Origin of the sequence: Pseudomonas sp. NEEL19 (assembly GCF_028751975.1) — a bacterium.
GTDB classification, from domain to species: domain Bacteria; phylum Pseudomonadota; class Gammaproteobacteria; order Pseudomonadales; family Pseudomonadaceae; genus Aquipseudomonas; species Aquipseudomonas juntendi.
The window spans coordinates 3,889,094-3,905,867 of sequence record NZ_CP081491.1; the positions used below are offsets into that span (position 1 = coordinate 3,889,094).

The 16,774-nt window shown below is 59.5% G+C and carries 18 protein-coding genes and 1 tRNA gene; 2 read left to right on the top strand and 17 right to left on the bottom strand.

The features are described from left to right. Nucleotides 1–5: 5 nt before the first annotated feature. The 4 genes from K4A76_RS17265 to K4A76_RS17280 all read right to left on the bottom strand — a co-directional run bounded on the left by K4A76_RS17265 (nucleotide 6) and on the right by K4A76_RS17280 (nucleotide 4,378). Nucleotides 6–1,688 carry a DUF1302 domain-containing protein gene (locus tag K4A76_RS17265; protein WP_274412308.1) on the bottom strand — a complete coding sequence of 561 codons (1,683 nt, stop codon included), beginning with the start codon at nucleotides 1,686–1,688 and terminating at the stop codon, nucleotides 6–8. A 137-nt stretch (nucleotides 1,689–1,825) separates the two neighbouring features. Continuing rightward, on the bottom strand, nucleotides 1,826–2,950 hold the full coding sequence (locus K4A76_RS17270) for an FAD-dependent oxidoreductase (RefSeq protein WP_274410786.1): 1,125 nt from the start codon (nucleotides 2,948–2,950) through the stop codon (nucleotides 1,826–1,828). A 142-nt stretch (nucleotides 2,951–3,092) separates the two neighbouring features. Beyond that, a complete protein-coding gene (locus K4A76_RS17275) occupies nucleotides 3,093–3,434 on the bottom strand; it encodes a Rieske (2Fe-2S) protein (RefSeq protein WP_274410787.1) in 342 nt (113 codons plus the stop codon). Between the two features lie 2 nt (nucleotides 3,435–3,436). After that, nucleotides 3,437–4,378 (bottom strand): VOC family protein, encoded by a 942-nt coding sequence (locus K4A76_RS17280; RefSeq protein WP_274410788.1) that lies wholly within the window; start codon nucleotides 4,376–4,378, stop codon nucleotides 3,437–3,439. Between the two features lie 281 nt (nucleotides 4,379–4,659). Between K4A76_RS17280 and K4A76_RS17285 the strand changes: the two genes are divergently transcribed. Both K4A76_RS17285 and K4A76_RS17290 read left to right on the top strand, forming a co-directional pair. Then, nucleotides 4,660–5,607, top strand: a complete 948-nt coding sequence (locus K4A76_RS17285) for a LysR family transcriptional regulator (protein WP_274410789.1) — start codon at nucleotides 4,660–4,662, stop codon at nucleotides 5,605–5,607. A gap of 91 nt (nucleotides 5,608–5,698) precedes the next feature. Then, complete coding sequence (locus K4A76_RS17290; RefSeq protein WP_274410790.1) at nucleotides 5,699–6,856, top strand: alpha/beta hydrolase family protein; 1,158 nt, start codon at nucleotides 5,699–5,701, stop codon at nucleotides 6,854–6,856. 302 nt (nucleotides 6,857–7,158) lie between these two features. On the opposite strand, the gene K4A76_RS17295 is transcribed toward K4A76_RS17290, so the two are convergent. The 13 genes from K4A76_RS17295 to ruvC all read right to left on the bottom strand — a co-directional run bounded on the left by K4A76_RS17295 (nucleotide 7,159) and on the right by ruvC (nucleotide 16,609). Continuing rightward, nucleotides 7,159–7,234 (bottom strand) — tRNA-Lys (locus tag K4A76_RS17295). A gap of 57 nt (nucleotides 7,235–7,291) precedes the next feature. Continuing rightward, entirely contained in the window at nucleotides 7,292–7,966 is a 675-nt protein-coding gene (queC, locus tag K4A76_RS17300; RefSeq protein ID WP_274410791.1) for a 7-cyano-7-deazaguanine synthase QueC, read from the bottom strand. 17 nt (nucleotides 7,967–7,983) lie between these two features. Beyond that, on the bottom strand, nucleotides 7,984–8,631 hold the full coding sequence (queE, locus tag K4A76_RS17305; protein WP_009684060.1) for a 7-carboxy-7-deazaguanine synthase QueE: 648 nt from the start codon (nucleotides 8,629–8,631) through the stop codon (nucleotides 7,984–7,986). 168 nt (nucleotides 8,632–8,799) lie between these two features. Then, entirely contained in the window at nucleotides 8,800–9,603 is an 804-nt protein-coding gene (gene ybgF / locus K4A76_RS17310) for a tol-pal system protein YbgF (RefSeq protein WP_029887417.1), read from the bottom strand. A gap of 6 nt (nucleotides 9,604–9,609) precedes the next feature. Continuing rightward, complete coding sequence (pal, locus tag K4A76_RS17315; protein WP_029887416.1) at nucleotides 9,610–10,110, bottom strand: peptidoglycan-associated lipoprotein Pal; 501 nt, start codon at nucleotides 10,108–10,110, stop codon at nucleotides 9,610–9,612. 54 nt (nucleotides 10,111–10,164) lie between these two features. Beyond that, complete coding sequence (tolB, locus tag K4A76_RS17320; protein ID WP_009684057.1) at nucleotides 10,165–11,466, bottom strand: Tol-Pal system beta propeller repeat protein TolB; 1,302 nt, start codon at nucleotides 11,464–11,466, stop codon at nucleotides 10,165–10,167. Further along, nucleotides 11,463–12,572 carry a cell envelope integrity protein TolA gene (gene tolA, locus K4A76_RS17325; protein WP_054905832.1) on the bottom strand — a complete coding sequence of 370 codons (1,110 nt, stop codon included), beginning with the start codon at nucleotides 12,570–12,572 and terminating at the stop codon, nucleotides 11,463–11,465. Before tolA ends, tolB begins: the two co-directional genes overlap by 4 nt. Continuing rightward, on the bottom strand, nucleotides 12,572–13,024 hold the full coding sequence (gene tolR, locus K4A76_RS17330) for a protein TolR (protein WP_003254760.1): 453 nt from the start codon (nucleotides 13,022–13,024) through the stop codon (nucleotides 12,572–12,574). Before tolR ends, tolA begins: the two co-directional genes overlap by 1 nt. 14 nt (nucleotides 13,025–13,038) lie before the next feature. Beyond that, entirely contained in the window at nucleotides 13,039–13,734 is a 696-nt protein-coding gene (gene tolQ / locus K4A76_RS17335; RefSeq protein ID WP_009684054.1) for a protein TolQ, read from the bottom strand. Nucleotides 13,735–13,736: 2 nt separating this feature from the next. Further along, the gene (gene ybgC / locus K4A76_RS17340; protein WP_054911979.1) at nucleotides 13,737–14,189 is read right to left on the bottom strand and encodes a tol-pal system-associated acyl-CoA thioesterase; all 453 of its coding nucleotides are present in this window, start codon (nucleotides 14,187–14,189) and stop codon (nucleotides 13,737–13,739) included. A gap of 125 nt (nucleotides 14,190–14,314) precedes the next feature. Beyond that, the gene (gene ruvB, locus K4A76_RS17345; protein ID WP_029887414.1) at nucleotides 14,315–15,361 is read right to left on the bottom strand and encodes a Holliday junction branch migration DNA helicase RuvB; all 1,047 of its coding nucleotides are present in this window, start codon (nucleotides 15,359–15,361) and stop codon (nucleotides 14,315–14,317) included. Continuing rightward, on the bottom strand, nucleotides 15,358–15,975 hold the full coding sequence (gene ruvA / locus K4A76_RS17350) for a Holliday junction branch migration protein RuvA (protein WP_029887413.1): 618 nt from the start codon (nucleotides 15,973–15,975) through the stop codon (nucleotides 15,358–15,360). The genes ruvB and ruvA overlap by 4 nt, the downstream gene beginning before the upstream one ends. 109 nt (nucleotides 15,976–16,084) lie before the next feature. Further along, the gene (gene ruvC, locus K4A76_RS17355) at nucleotides 16,085–16,609 is read right to left on the bottom strand and encodes a crossover junction endodeoxyribonuclease RuvC (protein ID WP_029888028.1); all 525 of its coding nucleotides are present in this window, start codon (nucleotides 16,607–16,609) and stop codon (nucleotides 16,085–16,087) included. Nucleotides 16,610–16,774: the final 165 nt, after the last annotated feature.

Consider the following 16,774-nt stretch of genomic DNA (forward strand, 5'->3'; position numbering starts at 1 on the left):
GATCCTCAGAATGTGGTTTTCACGGAGAAGGCCAAGTAATCGCGATCTTTCAACGACTGCTTGTAATTGAACTGGCTGGCCGAGTTCAGATTGGTGTCCTCGGGGCCGTAGTAGTGTGTGTAAGTCAGGCCAAGGGTGACGCGGTCGAGGTAGGTGGCACTCACGCCAATGTTGACGTCACCGCCCTTGTCAGGGCCGAAAGAGCCGACCACAGCGGACTTACCCATGGGGAAGTAGCTGATACCAATTGGCACACTGAGATCGATGCCAGGCATGACCTGCCGGTAAGTAGGGGTGTACACCAGCTTCATGCCCACCGCGTCGTCAGTCGCATTGGGGTCCAGCGCACTGCGATTCTCGGTAACTTTGAGCAGGCGATTCCAGGCGATTTCGGCGACCAGCCCCGACTCTTGCGCAATTAAATTTGGCCCGAAGGACGCAATCATGTTCAGGTTGACATGGGCGGTTCGGCCAATCGCGTAAAGGGCATCATCGTTATTGTCCGCGGCCACGCCGGGCAGGACCGTCTGGCCATTGGAAACCAGTGGCATGTTCCAGCGCATGGAGGCTTCACCTGCGAAGCTGTATTCACCCACCGTGGTAATGAAGCTGGCGCCAAGTGCCCGGATATCCTCCGGATAGACCCAGTAATACTCACCGATCTTTCCGGTGCTGAACTCGGGGGTGGTGCTGGGTTTGAGGTAAAGCTTGGGCGACTTGTCGTGGTATTGGATGGCGTACAGGCCGTATTCAACCGTATCGTCAGTGATGCGCAACTGCACACCGCCCTGACCTGAGCTCTTGGCCTTCTTGTCCTTACCGTGGAAAAACGCTGATGGACTATTCGGGTTACCACCGAGAAAGGCGGGAAACGGGTCGCCTACGACCAGGCGCTCATTGCCCTCGCCGATAGTGTCGCTTACGGAGAAGTAGCTGCCTGCACCTGGCAAGCGGGTTTCCTCCCACTCGAACTGGTAGAAGGCGCCCAGGGAAAGATCATCCGTGAGTTGATAGGTCGTGGAGATTTGGCTGACCGGACGGGTGATTTCTTTGAACTGGGTGTTGGGCACGGAAATCGCCTTGACCACATCCACGGGCGCCATCCCGCCAGCAATGCCGTTGGCACCAAAAAACATGCTCTCGCCCCATACCAGGCCATGGCGGCCCAGGCGCACCGACAGGGCTCTATTGGCCAGCTCGCCATTCCAGTAGGCGAAGGCGTCGAGTAGTTCGGTGTCACCTCCATGCAAATGACGGGTGTCGTCGGTAAACGCATCGTAAGCTACCGAACGCTGGTTAGCCCGGGCGGGATCATTGTTGTCATTGTGTTCTTGATACTCAGTGTCGTACCAGCCGGCGGCGCTGACACGGGCACCGAAATCGCGAAACCCCATGTCCAGTTCGCTGAAAATGTCGAGCCGATTGGAGATAAGGCCTTTGCCAAAGGCGCGATCGCCATCATCCTGGTTACGCGCAACTTGACCCTCGGATAGCTTGCTGCTGCGATCCTGCATACGCCAAGCGGCGCTGTATTTGACGGTGTTATCCCAGCGCAGACTGAGGTCGGGGTTTGCAGTATCGATCTGAAATGCAACCGCCTGGTTGGTGCATGCCAGCAGCGCTGCGGCAAGGGTCAGGCGGTCGGCAGCCAGCTTTCGCCAGGGTGCAACGAGCTCTCGATTTGCCATCGATATAAACCTCTTTTTGTTTTTATGAGAGTTTTTTGCTTTGTTCACGCATCGCTGCAAGGCGACTCGAATCGTATGAGGCGCCGCATCGAAGTCACGCCGGCGGCATGCCGGCGAGCACGGCCGGGTTAAAGGCCTCAGATTGGCCTGGCAGTGACTTCCAGCATTTCCTTGACAAGCCCGATACGGTCGAAGTCGCGATCACGCGCCATCTCCTTCTCACCCGCCAGGAGAGATTTTTCGCCGATATACTTGCAGCGCTCGAAGCGCCGGGCCATGAAGCGCGCCAACTGCTGCCCAATATCTCCTTCGGCAGTCAGTTCCTCGCTAAGCACCAAAGCATCCTCGATAGCCATGCCGGCACCCTGGCCCAGATGTGGAGTGGTGGCATGCGCAGCGTCGCCAATGATCACGACACGGCCGCGATACCAAGGTTCGTTGACGAACACGGCTTCTAGGGGCTTGTAGACTACCTGCCCGTTGTCGGCGATCTGCTCGCGTAACTCGGCAATCAGCCCTCCCATGCCTTGCAGGCGCTGACGCATCTCGGCAGCCAGAGAATCATTGGGCATCCAAGGATTGCCTGGCTCATGAGAAGTGGTGAACATGTACATGACCTCATCGGACAACGGTACCAAGCCGGCATTGCCCGCAGGTCCCTGATAGTTCGCCAGATGATCGATCTGCGGCATACGCGGGAAGTTGTAACGCCACACCGACTGGCCGGTGAAACGCGGCATGTACTTGTTGCCGAACAGCATCTCGCGCACTTTGGAGTACAAGCCGTCGGCCCCTACCACGAGGTCGTAGCGTGCGCGGGTGCCGTCGGTGAACACCACATCGACGCCGCGTTCATCCTGTTCCATGGATTGCAAAGTGGTGCCCAAGCGTACCTTGGCACCCAGTTCGATGGTCGTCTCGCTCAGTACCTTGTGCAGGGCACGTCGGGAAATACCAACATTGGCAGGGTATTGTGGACCGGCCAGACGCTGACCTGGGATGCGCACCAGTGGCTGCCCATCGGTGGTGTAGATGGCAACATCTTCGAAGGCATAGGCCGCATCGAGATAGGCATCAAGCAGACCCAACCGCGACATCTCACGCACGACATTGCTCTGCTGGATGATGCCGACACCGTACACCGTCCACTCGGATTTCAATTCGACCAGGTCGACGGCGATACCTTTGCGTCGTAGGGCGATGGCTGCGCAAAGACCACCGATTCCACCCCCGACGACCAAGACTGTCTTGACTGAATTCATGTAACTTCTCGCTTCTTGTTCTTATTTGAAATGGCCGCTGGTGGTGGTGCTGTGCAGCCTTGGCCACCAGCTTCAGGCCAAACCAGGAATTTGACTAATCGCATGTATGGATTCGATGTATCGCCGATCGCGATACCTCAACTCACTGCAATACCCGCTCATCGACCGTCAGCCAACCTCCCCTCTCCCTCCAGGGCACGGCTACCAATCGCTCTCCAAAGCAGGGTCCGAACACGCAAAGGCCGGTATCGGGCTCGAATTGGGCGCCATGCGCGTAGCAGATGACTCGAGAACCATCGGCAGACAGAAAGCGGTCCTTGCGATAGTGCAGAGGTACATCCAGGTGCGGGCAACTGTTGCGATAGAGATAGAAGACACCAGCGTGACGCAGGGCAAACAGGCTATCTTTGCCACGCTGCAACGGGTCGAATCCACGCGACTGCCCCTCCACCAGCTCATCGAGCCGGCAAAGCGCGACAAACATGCTCAACCGTGCTTTGGCGGCGGACCACCGGGTGCCCACTTCTCCCTGGAGGAGAAGAGGAAAAGCTGCGAGTTATCCGCGGACATCGGTGCTTGACGGGCCACCCACTGATCATCATGAGTGTCCATGTCTGCGTCGTATTCGACATGACAACCCAGCGGGCTGTTGAAGTACCAGAACCAGTTGGAGCCGAACAGATGACGGCCCGGCCCCCAGAAGCTGGTCCAACCCTTTTCTTCGAACCGCCGACCAGCCAGTAGCACCTCGGTACCACTGCCCATATGGAAGGTAAAATGTTCGCAACCGCGCATATGGGGCGGCGTCTGGATCATGAACAGGCAGTGGTGGTCGACCATTGCACCAGTGCGCATGAAAGGGCCGACTCCAACGAAGGTATCGGTGGTGACGAAGCCCAGGCGATCTCGGTAGAACGCTTCGCCCTTCGCGGCATCAGGTACGAAATACACAACGTGCGACAGCGTACGTGGGAGTGCTGGCATATCCGGCGTGATGCCTGGCTTGTTGGCCGGGCGCTGGGGAGCAGAACCGGGGGCATTGGTCAGATCAGCCTCAGCGTCGAAGGCACGCCGGCAAGTAACCTGAAACGCCAAGGCGAAACCCAGGTCGTCGACACTGTGCAAGGCACCCTGGGCATCACGCACCACAGCCCGGTCACGTCCAAGCTCCTCGGCAATGGCGTCGAGGTCGGTCGAGGCCCCGACCCCATAGACTGTTTCGCGAAGGGAAGGTGCCGGCCCCATAGCGGGGGGCAGAGCCGGATCGTCGTGTCGACGAATAATGATGGCCGTACCATCGAGCGCTTCAAACCGCCCGCCTTCTTCGCTTAGTTCGATGGCGGCCAGACCGTAATCGCGCAGACAGTCGGCACAAGCCTGAATGTCATCGACGCCAAATACCAGCGCGTCAAGGCCAATGATGTTCATGACTACCACTCCATTGAAATTGTTCTTCCGGCGAGTTGGCGAGCCGCCGGTGGTGGAAGCCGGGCAGCTCACCAGCGCCGCGACTTGGCAATCAAGATGAGGCAAAACAGACGATGAGGACCAATCACGTATGGGGATGCTAGGTATCGAAAAACGCAATACATCGTCACTCGCCCATCTGCAGGCGACATAGCTCGATCGTGGTGCAGGGCAGGTTGACTAAAGCCATAGTTGGCGGCAAATGTATCTTGAAAATAAATACAACGATCAGGATCTATGCCATGCGCTTCAACCACCTCGACCTGAACCTGCTGGTCGCATTGGATGTACTGCTGGAAGAGCAGAACATCACCCGCGCGGCCGAACGCCTCCATATGACTCAGTCAGCCACAAGCGGGGTGCTGGGTCGCTTACGGACATTTTTCGAGGACGAATTACTGGTGCAAGTCGGCCGCAAGATGCAGCCCACACCTTATGCACTGGAGCTGGCCAAGCCGGTGCGCGAAGTGCTGTTGACCATTCGCTCGTCCATCACCACCAAACAGCTGTTCGACCCGGTCTCAACCAAAAGGCACTTCAAGCTGATGGCTTCTGACTATCTGATCACCGTACTGTTCTCGCAGGTGATACAGAAAATTCACGAGCAGGCTCCCCACATTACCTTCGACATGATCGCGCCTAACGATGGCGACTTATTGGTCCGTGGTGAAATCGACCTGATGATCGTTCCTGAACGTTACGTAATCGAAGGACATCCATCGCACCTGCTGTTCGAGGAAGAACACGTGTGCGTGGTCTGGGCCGGCAATACCTTGGTGGGGGAGCAATTATCGCTCGAGCAATATATGGAACTGGGACACATCTCGGTTGGCTTCGGTCGCAACCGCAGTTCAAGTATTGAAGAATGGTTCATGACCCAGTACGGTTTCAATCGCCGCCTGGAGGTGATCACCCACGACTTCAATACCGTTGCGCAGTTGGTGGTGGGCACTCAGCGCATCGCAACCATGCACCGTAGGCTGGCCTACCTCTACGCCAGATATCTGCCACTACGTATTCTCCCAACGCCTGTGAAGATTCCGGCCATGCGGGAATTCATGCTATGGCACCGCAGCATGGACGGGGACCCCATGCACCGATGGCTGCGCGAACGTATTCACGAATTCATCAAGACGGTCGATCTCTCGCCCCCAGGCATCGCAGCGCGTGATACCTCGCATCCAAAGTAACGATTGGCCAACTTGCCGAATGGGTCCTTAAGGTGACTCGGCACTACGCCTGCAAGGCGGGCGTGTCAGACGACCTCAAAGGACAACAAGAATGTTCCGTTACTTCCCTACCAACTACGTCTGGGATCTTTCCGTCAACCTGGCCATAGAGATGGGCGCGCGCATCGGCGAAATCGAAGAAATGTGCAAACCGCTCGCTGAAGCTGCCAAGCATCCGGATGCGGCCGGTACTGCGGCCTTCCGCGAGACCTGGGCAAAAATGGCCGACAAGCTTTGCAGCATGGCCGAGGAAGATGAAGCCGCAGGGCGCCTGTTCTCAGCGGGCGAGAAATACAACCGGGCATCGACTTACTACCTGACCTGCGAGCGCCTTCAGGCTCATGGCGCTCCAGGTCGCCAAGCGCTTTATCAACGCGTGTTACAAACCTTCGCTCGCAGCATTGAGTTGTCCAAGGAAAACTGCGAGCGGGTAGAAATACCCTATGAGGGGGCGCATCTGTCCGGCCTGCTTGTACGCGCCGAAGGTGTTACTGGAGCGGCTCCGCTGTTGGTTCAGGTCAACGGACTGGATTCAACCAAGGAAATGAAGTATCGCGTTGGCCTGCCCGCTTGGCTGGCCAAACGTGGTGTGTCCTCTTTGATCATCGATCAGCCGGGTACCGGAGAGGCATTGCGCCTGCATCACCTGACCGCGCGGTACGACAGCGAACATTGGGCGAGCCGTGTGGTGGACTGGCTGGAAACCCGCAACGACGTCGATGCCAAGCGTATCGGCATGGAAGGCGTTTCCCTTGGTGGGTATTACTGCCCGCGTGCAGTGGCGTTCGAACCGCGCTTCGCCTGCGGCGTGGTCTGGGGGGCGAACCATGACTGGCGCGATGTACAAAAGCGCCGCCTGGAGAAGGAAGGTAGCTTTCCGGTACCGCACTATTGGGCTCACGTTCAATGGGTATGGGGTGCTAAGGACATGGAGGACTTCATGCGCATCGCCGAGAACGTGCACTTGGACGGCGTGCTGGATCGCATCAAGGTCCCATTTCTCGTTACCCACGGCGCTAGGGACTCGCAGATTCCCGTCAAGTGGGCCGAACGCACCTACGAGCAACTGATCAACAGCCCAAAACGCGAGCTGAAGATTTTCGATGAGCGTATGGGGGGGGTACAGCACTCAAGCTTCGATAACAGTATCAACGCTGGCCATTATATAGCCGACTGGGTCGCTGAAACCCTCGGTGGTCGCCTCGCCTGACTGCAAGGGTCCTGTGGTTTTTCAGCCGCTTCCCAGCTTTTACGATAAAGCTTGGAGGTGCCTGAAACAGGGCGACTCAGGCGTTTCAGCAAAACACCTGGCCCAGTTTGCGCAGGAGGCGGGCAGGCTCAAATGATTATTCTGGCCAGATAAAAGAAAAAGCCCGCGAACCTGTGCAGGCTGCGGGCTATTTCATATTGACATCACGCTGAAGCGCGCCTAAGGTTCGCTCCAGACGGCAGCACGACTAGATTGGCTGTGACAGCCCTTCCCTTCCTAGTACATACGAACCGCTGTGAATATGGTGGGTCGTGTAGGATTCGAACCTACGACCAATTGGTTAAAAGCCAACTGCTCTACCAACTGAGCTAACGACCCGTTGGATGGCGCGTATAATACTGATTTCTAACGGGAAATCAATACCCTCTGATCAGTTCAAGCGTAGCGCGTCGGGTCGTCGACACCGGCAGCCCTGAAGCCATCAGCACGCAGGCGGCAACTGTCGCACTTGCCGCAGGCACGTCCTTCATCGTCGGCCTGGTAGCAGGAAACAGTCAGGCTATAGTCCACGGCGCGGGCCATACCGGCCTGCACGATTTGCGCCTTGCTCATGTTCTGCAGCGGCGCCTGGATCCGGAAGCCCTGCCCTTCGACCCCGGCCTTGGTCGCCAGGTTGGCCATGCGCTCGAACGCTTCCACGAACTCTGGGCGGCAATCCGGGTAGCCGGAGTAGTCCACGGCGTTCACGCCAATGAAGATATCACGCGCCTCCAGCACTTCAGCCCAACCCAGCGCCAGCGACAGGAACACGGTATTGCGCGCTGGCACATAGGTCACCGGAATACCTTCACCGGGGGTTTCCGGCACGTCGATGCTGCTGTCGGTCAAGGCCGAACCACCAATACCGTCCAGGTTCAAGCCAATGACCTTGTGCTCGACCACGCCCAGGTCGCGGGCCACGCGGGCGGCGGCGTTCAGCTCGGCGCGATGGCGCTGGCCGTAATCGAAGCTCATGGTATAGCAGCTGTAGCCGTCGGCCTTGGCCATGGCGACCACCGTGGCCGAGTCCAGGCCACCGGACAACAGGATGACTGCGCGTTTTTCTGTCATGTGTATTTACTCCTCAATCAACGCCCGGGTTCGTCGTTCCACAGCAGCTTGTGCAACTGCAGCTGGAAGCGCACGGGCAGGTTGTCGGCGACGATCCAGTCTGCCAGGTCGCTGGCGCTCACCTGATGATGGCTGGGTGAAAACAGCACTTCACCGGCACGCTCGGCCAGGTTGTATTGGATCAGCTTGGAAACTGCCCAGTCGTAATCCTCGCGGGAACAGATGACGAACTTGACCTGGTCGTTGCGGGTCAGCTGGTCGATGTTCGAATAGAGGTTACGATGCGACTCTTCGGAGCCTGGGGTCTTCAGGTCTACCACACGACTGACCCGGGTGTCGGTGCCGGCGATATCCAACGCGCCACTGGTCTCCAGCGACACCTCGTAGCCGGCATCGCACAGCCGCTGCAGCAGCGGCAGGGCATTCGGTTGGGCCAGCGGTTCGCCGCCGGTGACGCACACGTAGCGCGGCCTGAAGCCGGCCACTTGCTCAAGGATCGAATCGAGGGTACGAACGGTACCGCCACTGAATGCGTAGGCACTGTCGCAGTACTGGCAGCGCAGGGGGCAACCGGTGAGCCGCACGAATACCGTGGGCAGCCCAGCCGTTCGTGTTTCACCCTGCAAAGAGTAAAAGACTTCGGTGATGCGTAATGTGTCTTGCATGCTCGCCACGGGCGTGACAGCTAAACAGGCTGCCCGCCTCCGTCAGGCACTGCCGCGGACTCGACATCGCGTTATCCGCAGCAGCGTGTTTACGAAAAAAGGGCCGTGATTCTAACGAAAAAACCCGCGACTGGCGCGGGTTTATTTCAAACGCTACTGCAAAGGGCATTAGAGCTTTTGCAGGTCACGCTGTGCCAATTGCGCGGCAGAGGTGCCGGGATACTGGGTGATGACCTGTTGCAGGATGCTCTTGACTTTGTCGGTGTGGCCCATGCGGCGCTCGACGTCGGCCAGTTTGTAAAGCGAGTCTGGCACCTTGCTGTGCTTAGGGTACTTTTGGCTGACCTGAGCAAACGCCTGGCTGGCGCCTTGCAAGTCACCCTTGGCCAGGTTCACCTCACCCAACCAGTACTGGGCATTGCCGGCGTACTGGCTGTTCGGGTATTTGCGCAGAAAGGCGGTGAACGCCTGGCTGGCCTTGTCGAAGTCTTTTTGCTTGATCAGATCGAAAGCTGCATCGTAGTAGAGCTTCTCTTTCGCCGGATCACCGGGCTCGCTACTGGCGGCCGGTTGTTGCGCAGCAGCACCGGCTGCTGCACCGGAGGCGGCATTGGATGCACCACCGGAGGAATTGTCAGGGGTTGCGGCAGGTGCAGCACCACTGTTGATGCGACGGTCCAGGTCCTGGTACCGCTCCAGGTTTTCCTGCTTCATGCGCGACACATCGTTTTGCAGCTCTTCGATGATGCCTTGCTGGCGGGAAAGCTGGTCCTGCATCTGTTGCAGCTGCATGAACAGCTGGCCCTGTGCAGAGGCAGGGGCCGAAGCCCCCGACCCGGCATAGGCGCCGCTCGTGCCATAACCCGCGGGCGGATAACTGCCTGCGTTGTCATCTACTACAGGGACCTCAGCCCAGGCCGCGAGCGGCAGGCTGAGTGCGAGGACGGTTACTACACGGCGGCACATACGCATAAGAACTTACTTACGCAGTTCTACGCGACGGTTCTGAGCCCAGGACTGCTCGTCGTTGCCGGTAGCAACTGGACGCTCTTCGCCGTAGGAAACCACTTCCAGCTGAGCAGGGGAAACACCCTGCAGAACCAGGTAGCGCTGAACGGCTTTCGCACGACGCTCACCCAGAGCCATGTTGTACTCGCGGGTGCCGCGCTCGTCGGTGTTACCTTCCAGAACAACGCGGTTGCCGTTGGCTTTCAGGTCCTTGGCGTGAACGTCCAGAGCGCGCATGGCTTCTGGCTTCAGGTCCGAGCTGTCGTATTCGAAGTAGAAGGTGGTGATTGCGCGCAGGGCGGCTTCTTCGCTCAGGGAGCCGTCGACAGCGCCAGTGTTGGCACCGTAGCCAGCGTTAGGATCTACAGCAGCGCCTTCGCCTGCGTTGTCACCGCCCTTCGAGGAGCAACCTACAGCTACGGCCATGGCCAGAGCCAGCGCAGCAAATTTACCAAACTTCAGCATTTCCATCGTGAAACTCCTAATGAAACCCCAGTGTGTTAAGCAAAACGTATTACGCCGCAATCAGTTCAGGTAAGGGGACCAGGACGGTTCTCTGACTTCGCCTTGAGCGGTAGGAAGTGGGAGCCTCACGCGGCCATTAAGCGACACGAGCATCAAGACTCCCCGGCCCTGCTGGCGGGTGGCGTAGATTAGCATGGTGCCGTTTGGCGCAACAGTGGGAGACTCATCAAGACTTGTTTCCGAGAGAATCTTTACACTTCCGCGCTGCAAGTCCTGTGCCGCCACTTTGAAGTTGGTAAAGCCCTGTTGGCGATGAATCATCACCAGGGTTTTCTCGTCTGCCGAAAGTTTCGGGTTGGCGTTGTAGTTACCCACGAAGGTTACGCGCTCGGCACCACCGCCACTGACCGACTGTTTATAGATCTGCGGTTTGCCGCCCCGGTCGGAGGTGAAGTAAATGGTGTTGCCGTCTTTACCCCAGAACGGCTCGGTATTGATACCAGGGCCGGCGGTTACGCGGCTGATCTGGCGCGAGGCCATGTTCATCACGTAGATGTCCGGGTTGCCGTCCTTGGACAGCACGAAGGCCAGGCGCGAACCGTCAGGCGACCAGGCTGGCGCGCCGTTCAGGCCCTCGAAGTTGGTCACCTGTTCGCGGCGGCCGGTATCGATGTTCTGCACGAAGATGCGCGGGCGCTTCTGTTCGAACGATACGTAGGCAATACGCTTGCCATCCGGTGCGAACCGCGGCGACAGGATAGGCTCGCGCGATTGCAGCAGGGTGACCGCACGTGCACCGTCGTAGTCCGAACGCTGCAGGGTGTAGCGGGTATTGTTGGTGGAGAAGCGCTCGGCAGTCACGTACAGCATACGGGTCGAGAACGCACCCTTGATGCCGGTGAGCTTCTCGAACGACTGGTCTGCAATGTAGTGCGCCATGTCGCGCAACTGGTCGGTGCTGCCCGCCACGCTACCGGTCAGCACTTGCTGCTCGGTGGCGACGTTGAACAGCGCGTACTGGACCTGCAGGCGACCACCCGACGGCACGATGCTACCGACCATCACGTACTGGGCGCCCAGGGCTTTCCAGTCACGGAAGATCACTTCGCTGGCCTGCGACGGCTGGCTGATCATGTTCTGCCGCGGAATCGGTGAATAGTAGCCAGAGTTGCGCAGGTCGTTGCCGATGATGTCGGCAATGTCTTCAGGCAACACGCTACCGCCCTGCATACCGAACGGTACTACCGCGATGGGCGTGGCCCGGTCGCTGCCGCTGGTGACCAGGATGTTCTTTTCCTCTGCCACCGCCAAGCCTGCCACGCAGCAGAGCAAGACCAGCAGTCCTCTCAGACGTTTAATCACAACGCTAGATCCTCAGGTGTAAATGTCATCTTGAACGAACGATAACGATTGAAATCGCTCGGCTTCATACCCTGCATCTCGGTCAAACGACCAATGTTCTTGACCGCAGCCACCGCCGAACTGTCGAACGGGCCGTCACCACTGGAACGGACCACGCTGACACTGGTAACGGTACCGTCCGGCAACATGCTTACCTGCAGGGTCACCGTCATGCCCTTGCGCGCGGAAGGCGGACGCGCCCAACCCTCGGCCGCGCGCATGCGGATCAGGTCGTCGAAATCGCCGGCCACCTGGTCACCTTGCTCGTCAGCCAGGGCCTGCTGCCGCTCGGTGGTATCAGACAACAGCTCGGCCAGGGCCTGGGCTTTCTTGTCTTCTGCCGCCTTGCGAGCCGCTTCCTGTGCCTTTTTCTTCTGGGCGTCTGCAGCGGCCTTCTTCTTGGCCTCTTCAGCTGCCTTCTTCTTCGCGTCCTCGGCCGCCGCTTTCTTCTTGGCGTCCTCGGCTGCTTTCTTCTTGGCCTCTTCGGCTGCCTTCTTCTTGGCGTCCTCGGCGGCTTGTTTCTTCGCCTCTTCAGCGGCCGCTTTCTTGGCCTCTTCTTCGGCTTTTTTCTTCGCTTCGTCCTCGGCCTTCTTCTTGGCGATGTCAGCCTGCTGCTTCTCGGCGGCTTTCTTCGCCTCGTCGGCCTTCTTGGCTTCGGCGGCTTGCTTGGCCTTGGCGGCTTCGGCGGCCTTGGCCGCGTCCTCGGCTTTTTTCGCCTCGGCGGCTTCGCGAGCCTCTTCGGCCTTTTGAGCGGCGTCGGCTTTCTTTTGTTCCGCAGCCTTGATGGCCTCCTGCTCGACCTTCTTCTGCTCCAGCTGCTCGACTTCAGTCTGGCGCGACGCGGTTTTCTTCGCCTCCCCGGCAATCTTCTGGTTGGTCTGGGTGGTCGCCTGGCTCTTGGACTTGAGCTGGTACAGGGTAGCCTGGACGATTGGCTTGGAAGGCGGCAGCTCAGGCGTCATGGCAAAACTGACGAACAGCAAGCCGAACACCAGCACATGCAGACCGATGGCCCAAACACTGGGCCAGAAGTAGCTTTCCGAGGCAGATGGCTCTCGCTGTTGCATCAGGGCGCCTCGGTAATCAGGCCAACGTTACCGACACCGGCCTTCTGCAACCCGCCCATGGCACCCATGACCGCGCCATAGTCGACCGCCTTGTCACCCCGAATGAATACCTGGGTCTGCTTGCCCTGGTCACGGCCGGCGGCAATGATCTTGGTCACGGCGTCGGTCATGGCCGGCAGGGTCATGGCCTTGTCCATCTGCTTGTCGGTATCGACTTCGCTGCCGAGGTTCCAGTAATAGGTCTTGTCGGCCTTGATGGAGATGGTGAGGATCTGGACGTTGTTGTCCTGCGGCAAGGCTTCGCTGGAAACCTTGGGCAGGTCTACCTTCACGCCCTGGTTGAGCATGGGCGCCGTCACCATGAAGATGACCAGCAGCACCAGCATCACATCGATGTAGGGCACCACGTTCATCTCGGCGACGGGCTTGCGTTTGTGGCGAACTCGGGCCATGGGCTTCTACCTGATTACTCTTCGCTGGTGTGCACTTTACGGTGCAGGATCGCCTGGAACTCGTCGGCGAAGGTGTAGTAACGGCCGATCAGCACTTCGCTGCGCGCGGCAAAACGGTTGTAGGCAATGACCGCCGGAATTGCCGCGAACAGGCCGATGGCCGTAGCCACCAGGGCTTCGGCGATACCCGGGGCAACGGTGGCCAGGGTCGCTTGCTGGGCGCTGGCCAGGCCGCGGAAGGAGTTCATGATGCCCCATACGGTACCGAACAGGCCGATGTACGGGCTGGTGGAACCGACGGTGGCCAGGAACGGCAGGCTCTGCTCGAGCTTTTCTTCTTCGCGCGAGATGGCCACGCGCATGGCACGGCCCACGCCTTCCATGACCGCATCCGGGTCTACACCCGGCTGCTGGCGCAGGCGCGAGAACTCTTTGAAGCCGGCACGGAATACTTGCTCCACGCCTGAATCCGGGTCTGGGTTGCTGCCTGCCTGACGGTACAGCTTGGACAGGTCGATGCCCGACCAGAAGCGCTCTTCGAAGGCATCCAGCGCACGACGACCGGCGCGCAGCATGGCGCTGCGCTGGAAGATCATGATCCATGAGGTGACCGAGGCGGCCACCAGGGTCAGCATTACCAGCTGAACCACCACGCTGGCATTGCTGACCAGACTCCACATGGAGGTATGGTCGACGACGTTAGCTTCCACGCTTATTCTCCTGCGTTCGATTGATTACCCGAGCCGTCCGCCGCAAAAGCGTCGCGCAGCTGGGGGGGTATGGCTCGGGGTTTGAAAGTGTCAGCACGCACTGCGGCCACCAGGAACTGCCCCTCGCAGAGCAGCGTTTCATCGTTTTCCCGCCAAACCTGCTGGACGAAACGCAGGCTGGCGCGATTGAGTTCAAGTACTTGCGCGGTGACCCGCAGTTGGTCGTCCAGCCGCGCCGGCGCGTGATAGCGCGCTTCGCTGGAATGGACCACGAACAGCAGATTGTCTTCGGCCAGTTGCGACTGGGAGAACCCCAGGTGCCGCAGGCGTTCGGTGCGCGCGCGCTCCATGAATTTCAGGTAGTTGACGTAATACACCACGCCACCGGCATCGGTATCCTCGTAATAGACGCGACAACGGTGTGCGAACGGTTCCAGGCCATTTTGCGCGCGCATACTCTAGTGCTTACTCCTCGGCTTGCCAATCCGCTGTGGCAACTGTTTTTTCGTCATTAATGTCTTATTGCCAGCAACCATTCGGCGTGCCTGCGGTAGGACCACGAAAAGTCGGTTTCGATCTGTCATTCATCGCCCGGTTCCGAATAATCTGCGCCCTCCCCCAGACGCCCTGGAATATTCAGGCCGAAGTGCAGGTAGGCATGCCGTGTGACGACGCGGCCACGCGGCGTGCGCATGATGTAACCCTGTTGAATCAGGTAGGGCTCGAGTACGTCTTCGATGGTATGGCGCTCTTCGCTGATGGCCGCCGCCAGGTTGTCGACGCCCACCGGGCCGCCATCGAACTTCTCGATCATGGTCAGCAACAGGCGACGGTCGGAATGATCAAAACCGCGCTCGTCGACGTCCAGCAGGTTCAACGCCATGTCAGCCACGGCCTTGGTGATCTGGCCCTTGCCGCGCACCTCGGCGTAGTCACGCACGCGGCGCAGCAGGCGGTTGGCGATTCGTGGCGTGCCACGGGCGCGGCGGGCAATTTCGTAGGCACCCAGGTCCTCGATGGCCAAGCCAAGAATATTGGCCGAGCGGCTGACGATGGTGGCCAGGTCCTTGTCGCTATAGAACTCCAGGCGCTGGACGATGCCGAAGCGGTCACGCAACGGGTTGGTGAGCATCCCGGCACGGGTAGTTGCACCGACGAGGGTGAACGGCGGCAGGTCGAGCTTGATCGAACGGGCCGCTGGCCCTTCGCCGATCATGATGTCGAGCTGGAAGTCTTCCATGGCCGGGTACAGCACCTCTTCGACAACCGGCGACAACCGGTGGATCTCGTCGATGAACAGCACGTCGTGCGGTTCGAGGTTGGTCAGCATGGCCGCCAGATCGCCCGGGCGCTCCAGAATCGGCCCAGAGGTGCTCTTCACCGAAACGCCCATTTCATGGGCGATGATGTTGGCCAGGGTGGTCTTGCCCAAGCCTGGCGGGCCGAAGATCAGCGTGTGGTCGAGCGACTCGCTGCGCCCGCGAGCAGCCTGGATGAACAACGACATCTGCTCGCGCACCACCGGCTGACCGATGTACTCGCTCAGGCTCAGCGGCCGGATCGCACGGTCCTGGACTTCTTCACGGTCGCGGCCACTGGCGGCGATCAGGCGGTCGGCTTCGATCACTTGGCAATCATCCCTTTCAGGCTGCGGCGGATCAGTTCTTCACTGCTCAAGCCAGCCTTGTCCTTGATCGCGGCAATCGCCTTGCTGGCTTCCTGCGGCTTGTAGCCCAGCGAGACCAGGGCACTGACTGCATCGGCCTCGGCGCTTGATGCGCTGGCGGCCGGCAACGGCCCATCCGACACCAGGGTAAACATGGCCGGCGAGGTTTCCCAGGCCTTGAAGCGGTCCTTGAGTTCGACCAGCAGGCGTTCGGCGGTTTTCTTGCCGACCCCCGGCACGCGTACCAGGGCCGATGTATCCTGGGCCTGCACGCAACGTACCAGCTCGTCGACCTCCAGCCCGGACATCAACGCCAGGGCCAGCTTGGGCCCTACGCCGTTCAGGCGGATCAACTCGCGGAACAGCTCGCGCTCGCGCTTTTCGGCAAAACCATAGAGCAGGTGCGCGTCTTCGCGCACCACCAGATGGGTATGCACTGTAACGGTTTCGCCCACTTTGGGCAGACGGTACAGCGTGGTCATGGGCACTTCGAGCTCGTAGCCCACGCCATTGACGTCGATAATCAGGTGCGGCGGCTGTTTTTCCGCCAGGGTGCCGCGCAAACGTCCAATCACGTTCCGATCCTTCCTCTCGGGGAGCCGGTCAACGACCGCTCAACCCTATCAGCAAATGCGGCGGGTGAATGCTTCACCCGGACAAATTTTGTATCTGCGCATGAAGCGCTCAAAGACGCAAGCGCCCGCCACGTCGGCGTGCGGTGGCCAGGCCATGGGGCACCAGGCTGGAACGGGTATGGGCATGGCACAGGGCAATGGCCAGCGCATCGGAGGCATCGATCTGCGGCTTTTGCGTCAGTTTCAGCAGGTGCATGACCATCATCATCACCTGTTCCTTATTGGCCCCACCGGTGCCGGCCACGGCTTGCTTGACCTGAGTGGCGCTGTATTCAGCGATTTCCAGGCCGGCTTCGGCAGCGGCAACGATAGCAGCGCCGCGCGCCTGGCCGAGCTTCAGCGCCGAGTCGGCGTTGCGGGCCATGAACACCCGCTCGATGCCCATGGTTACCGGGCCGTGCTGGGTGATGATTTCACTGACACCACGAAAAACGATCTGCAGCCGCTCGTGCAGCTCGCCGCTGCCGGTGCGGATACAACCCGACGCCACGTACTCGCAACCACGGGCGGTCTGGCGGACGACGCCGTAGCCGGTGATTCGCGAGCCGGGGTCGATACCTAGAATCAGAGTCATAAAGCCCGTCGAAAAAATGATGCATCGCTACAAACTGCGCCGACCCTTTCGCGGGTAAACCCGCTCCTACAGGTACTGCACCACATTTGAAATGGGCGTGACACCTGTAGGAGCGGGTTTACCCGCGAAAGGGCCGGCACAGGCGCTATCAAACGCTCAGAGTTG

Coding starts and splice junctions, on each gene's coding strand:
- K4A76_RS17270 (WP_274410786.1), bottom strand. CDS start 2,950: ATGAATTCAGTCAAGACAGTCTTGGTCGTCGGGGGTGGAATCGGTGGT.
- tolA (WP_054905832.1), bottom strand. CDS start 12,572: ATGCAACAGCGAGAGCCATCTGCCTCGGAAAGCTACTTCTGGCCCAGT.
- pal (WP_029887416.1), bottom strand. CDS start 10,110: ATGGAAATGCTGAAGTTTGGTAAATTTGCTGCGCTGGCTCTGGCCATG.
- K4A76_RS17275 (WP_274410787.1), bottom strand. CDS start 3,434: ATGTTTGTCGCGCTTTGCCGGCTCGATGAGCTGGTGGAGGGGCAGTCG.
- queE (WP_009684060.1), bottom strand. CDS start 8,631: ATGCAAGACACATTACGCATCACCGAAGTCTTTTACTCTTTGCAGGGT.
- tolR (WP_003254760.1), bottom strand. CDS start 13,024: ATGGCCCGAGTTCGCCACAAACGCAAGCCCGTCGCCGAGATGAACGTG.
- ybgF (WP_029887417.1), bottom strand. CDS start 9,603: ATGCGTATGTGCCGCCGTGTAGTAACCGTCCTCGCACTCAGCCTGCCG.
- K4A76_RS17290 (WP_274410790.1), top strand. CDS start 5,699: ATGTTCCGTTACTTCCCTACCAACTACGTCTGGGATCTTTCCGTCAAC.
- ybgC (WP_054911979.1), bottom strand. CDS start 14,189: ATGCGCGCGCAAAATGGCCTGGAACCGTTCGCACACCGTTGTCGCGTC.
- K4A76_RS17285 (WP_274410789.1), top strand. CDS start 4,660: ATGCGCTTCAACCACCTCGACCTGAACCTGCTGGTCGCATTGGATGTA.
- K4A76_RS17280 (WP_274410788.1), bottom strand. CDS start 4,378: ATGAACATCATTGGCCTTGACGCGCTGGTATTTGGCGTCGATGACATT.
- ruvC (WP_029888028.1), bottom strand. CDS start 16,609: ATGACTCTGATTCTAGGTATCGACCCCGGCTCGCGAATCACCGGCTAC.
- K4A76_RS17265 (WP_274412308.1), bottom strand. CDS start 1,688: ATGGCAAATCGAGAGCTCGTTGCACCCTGGCGAAAGCTGGCTGCCGAC.
- queC (WP_274410791.1), bottom strand. CDS start 7,966: ATGACAGAAAAACGCGCAGTCATCCTGTTGTCCGGTGGCCTGGACTCG.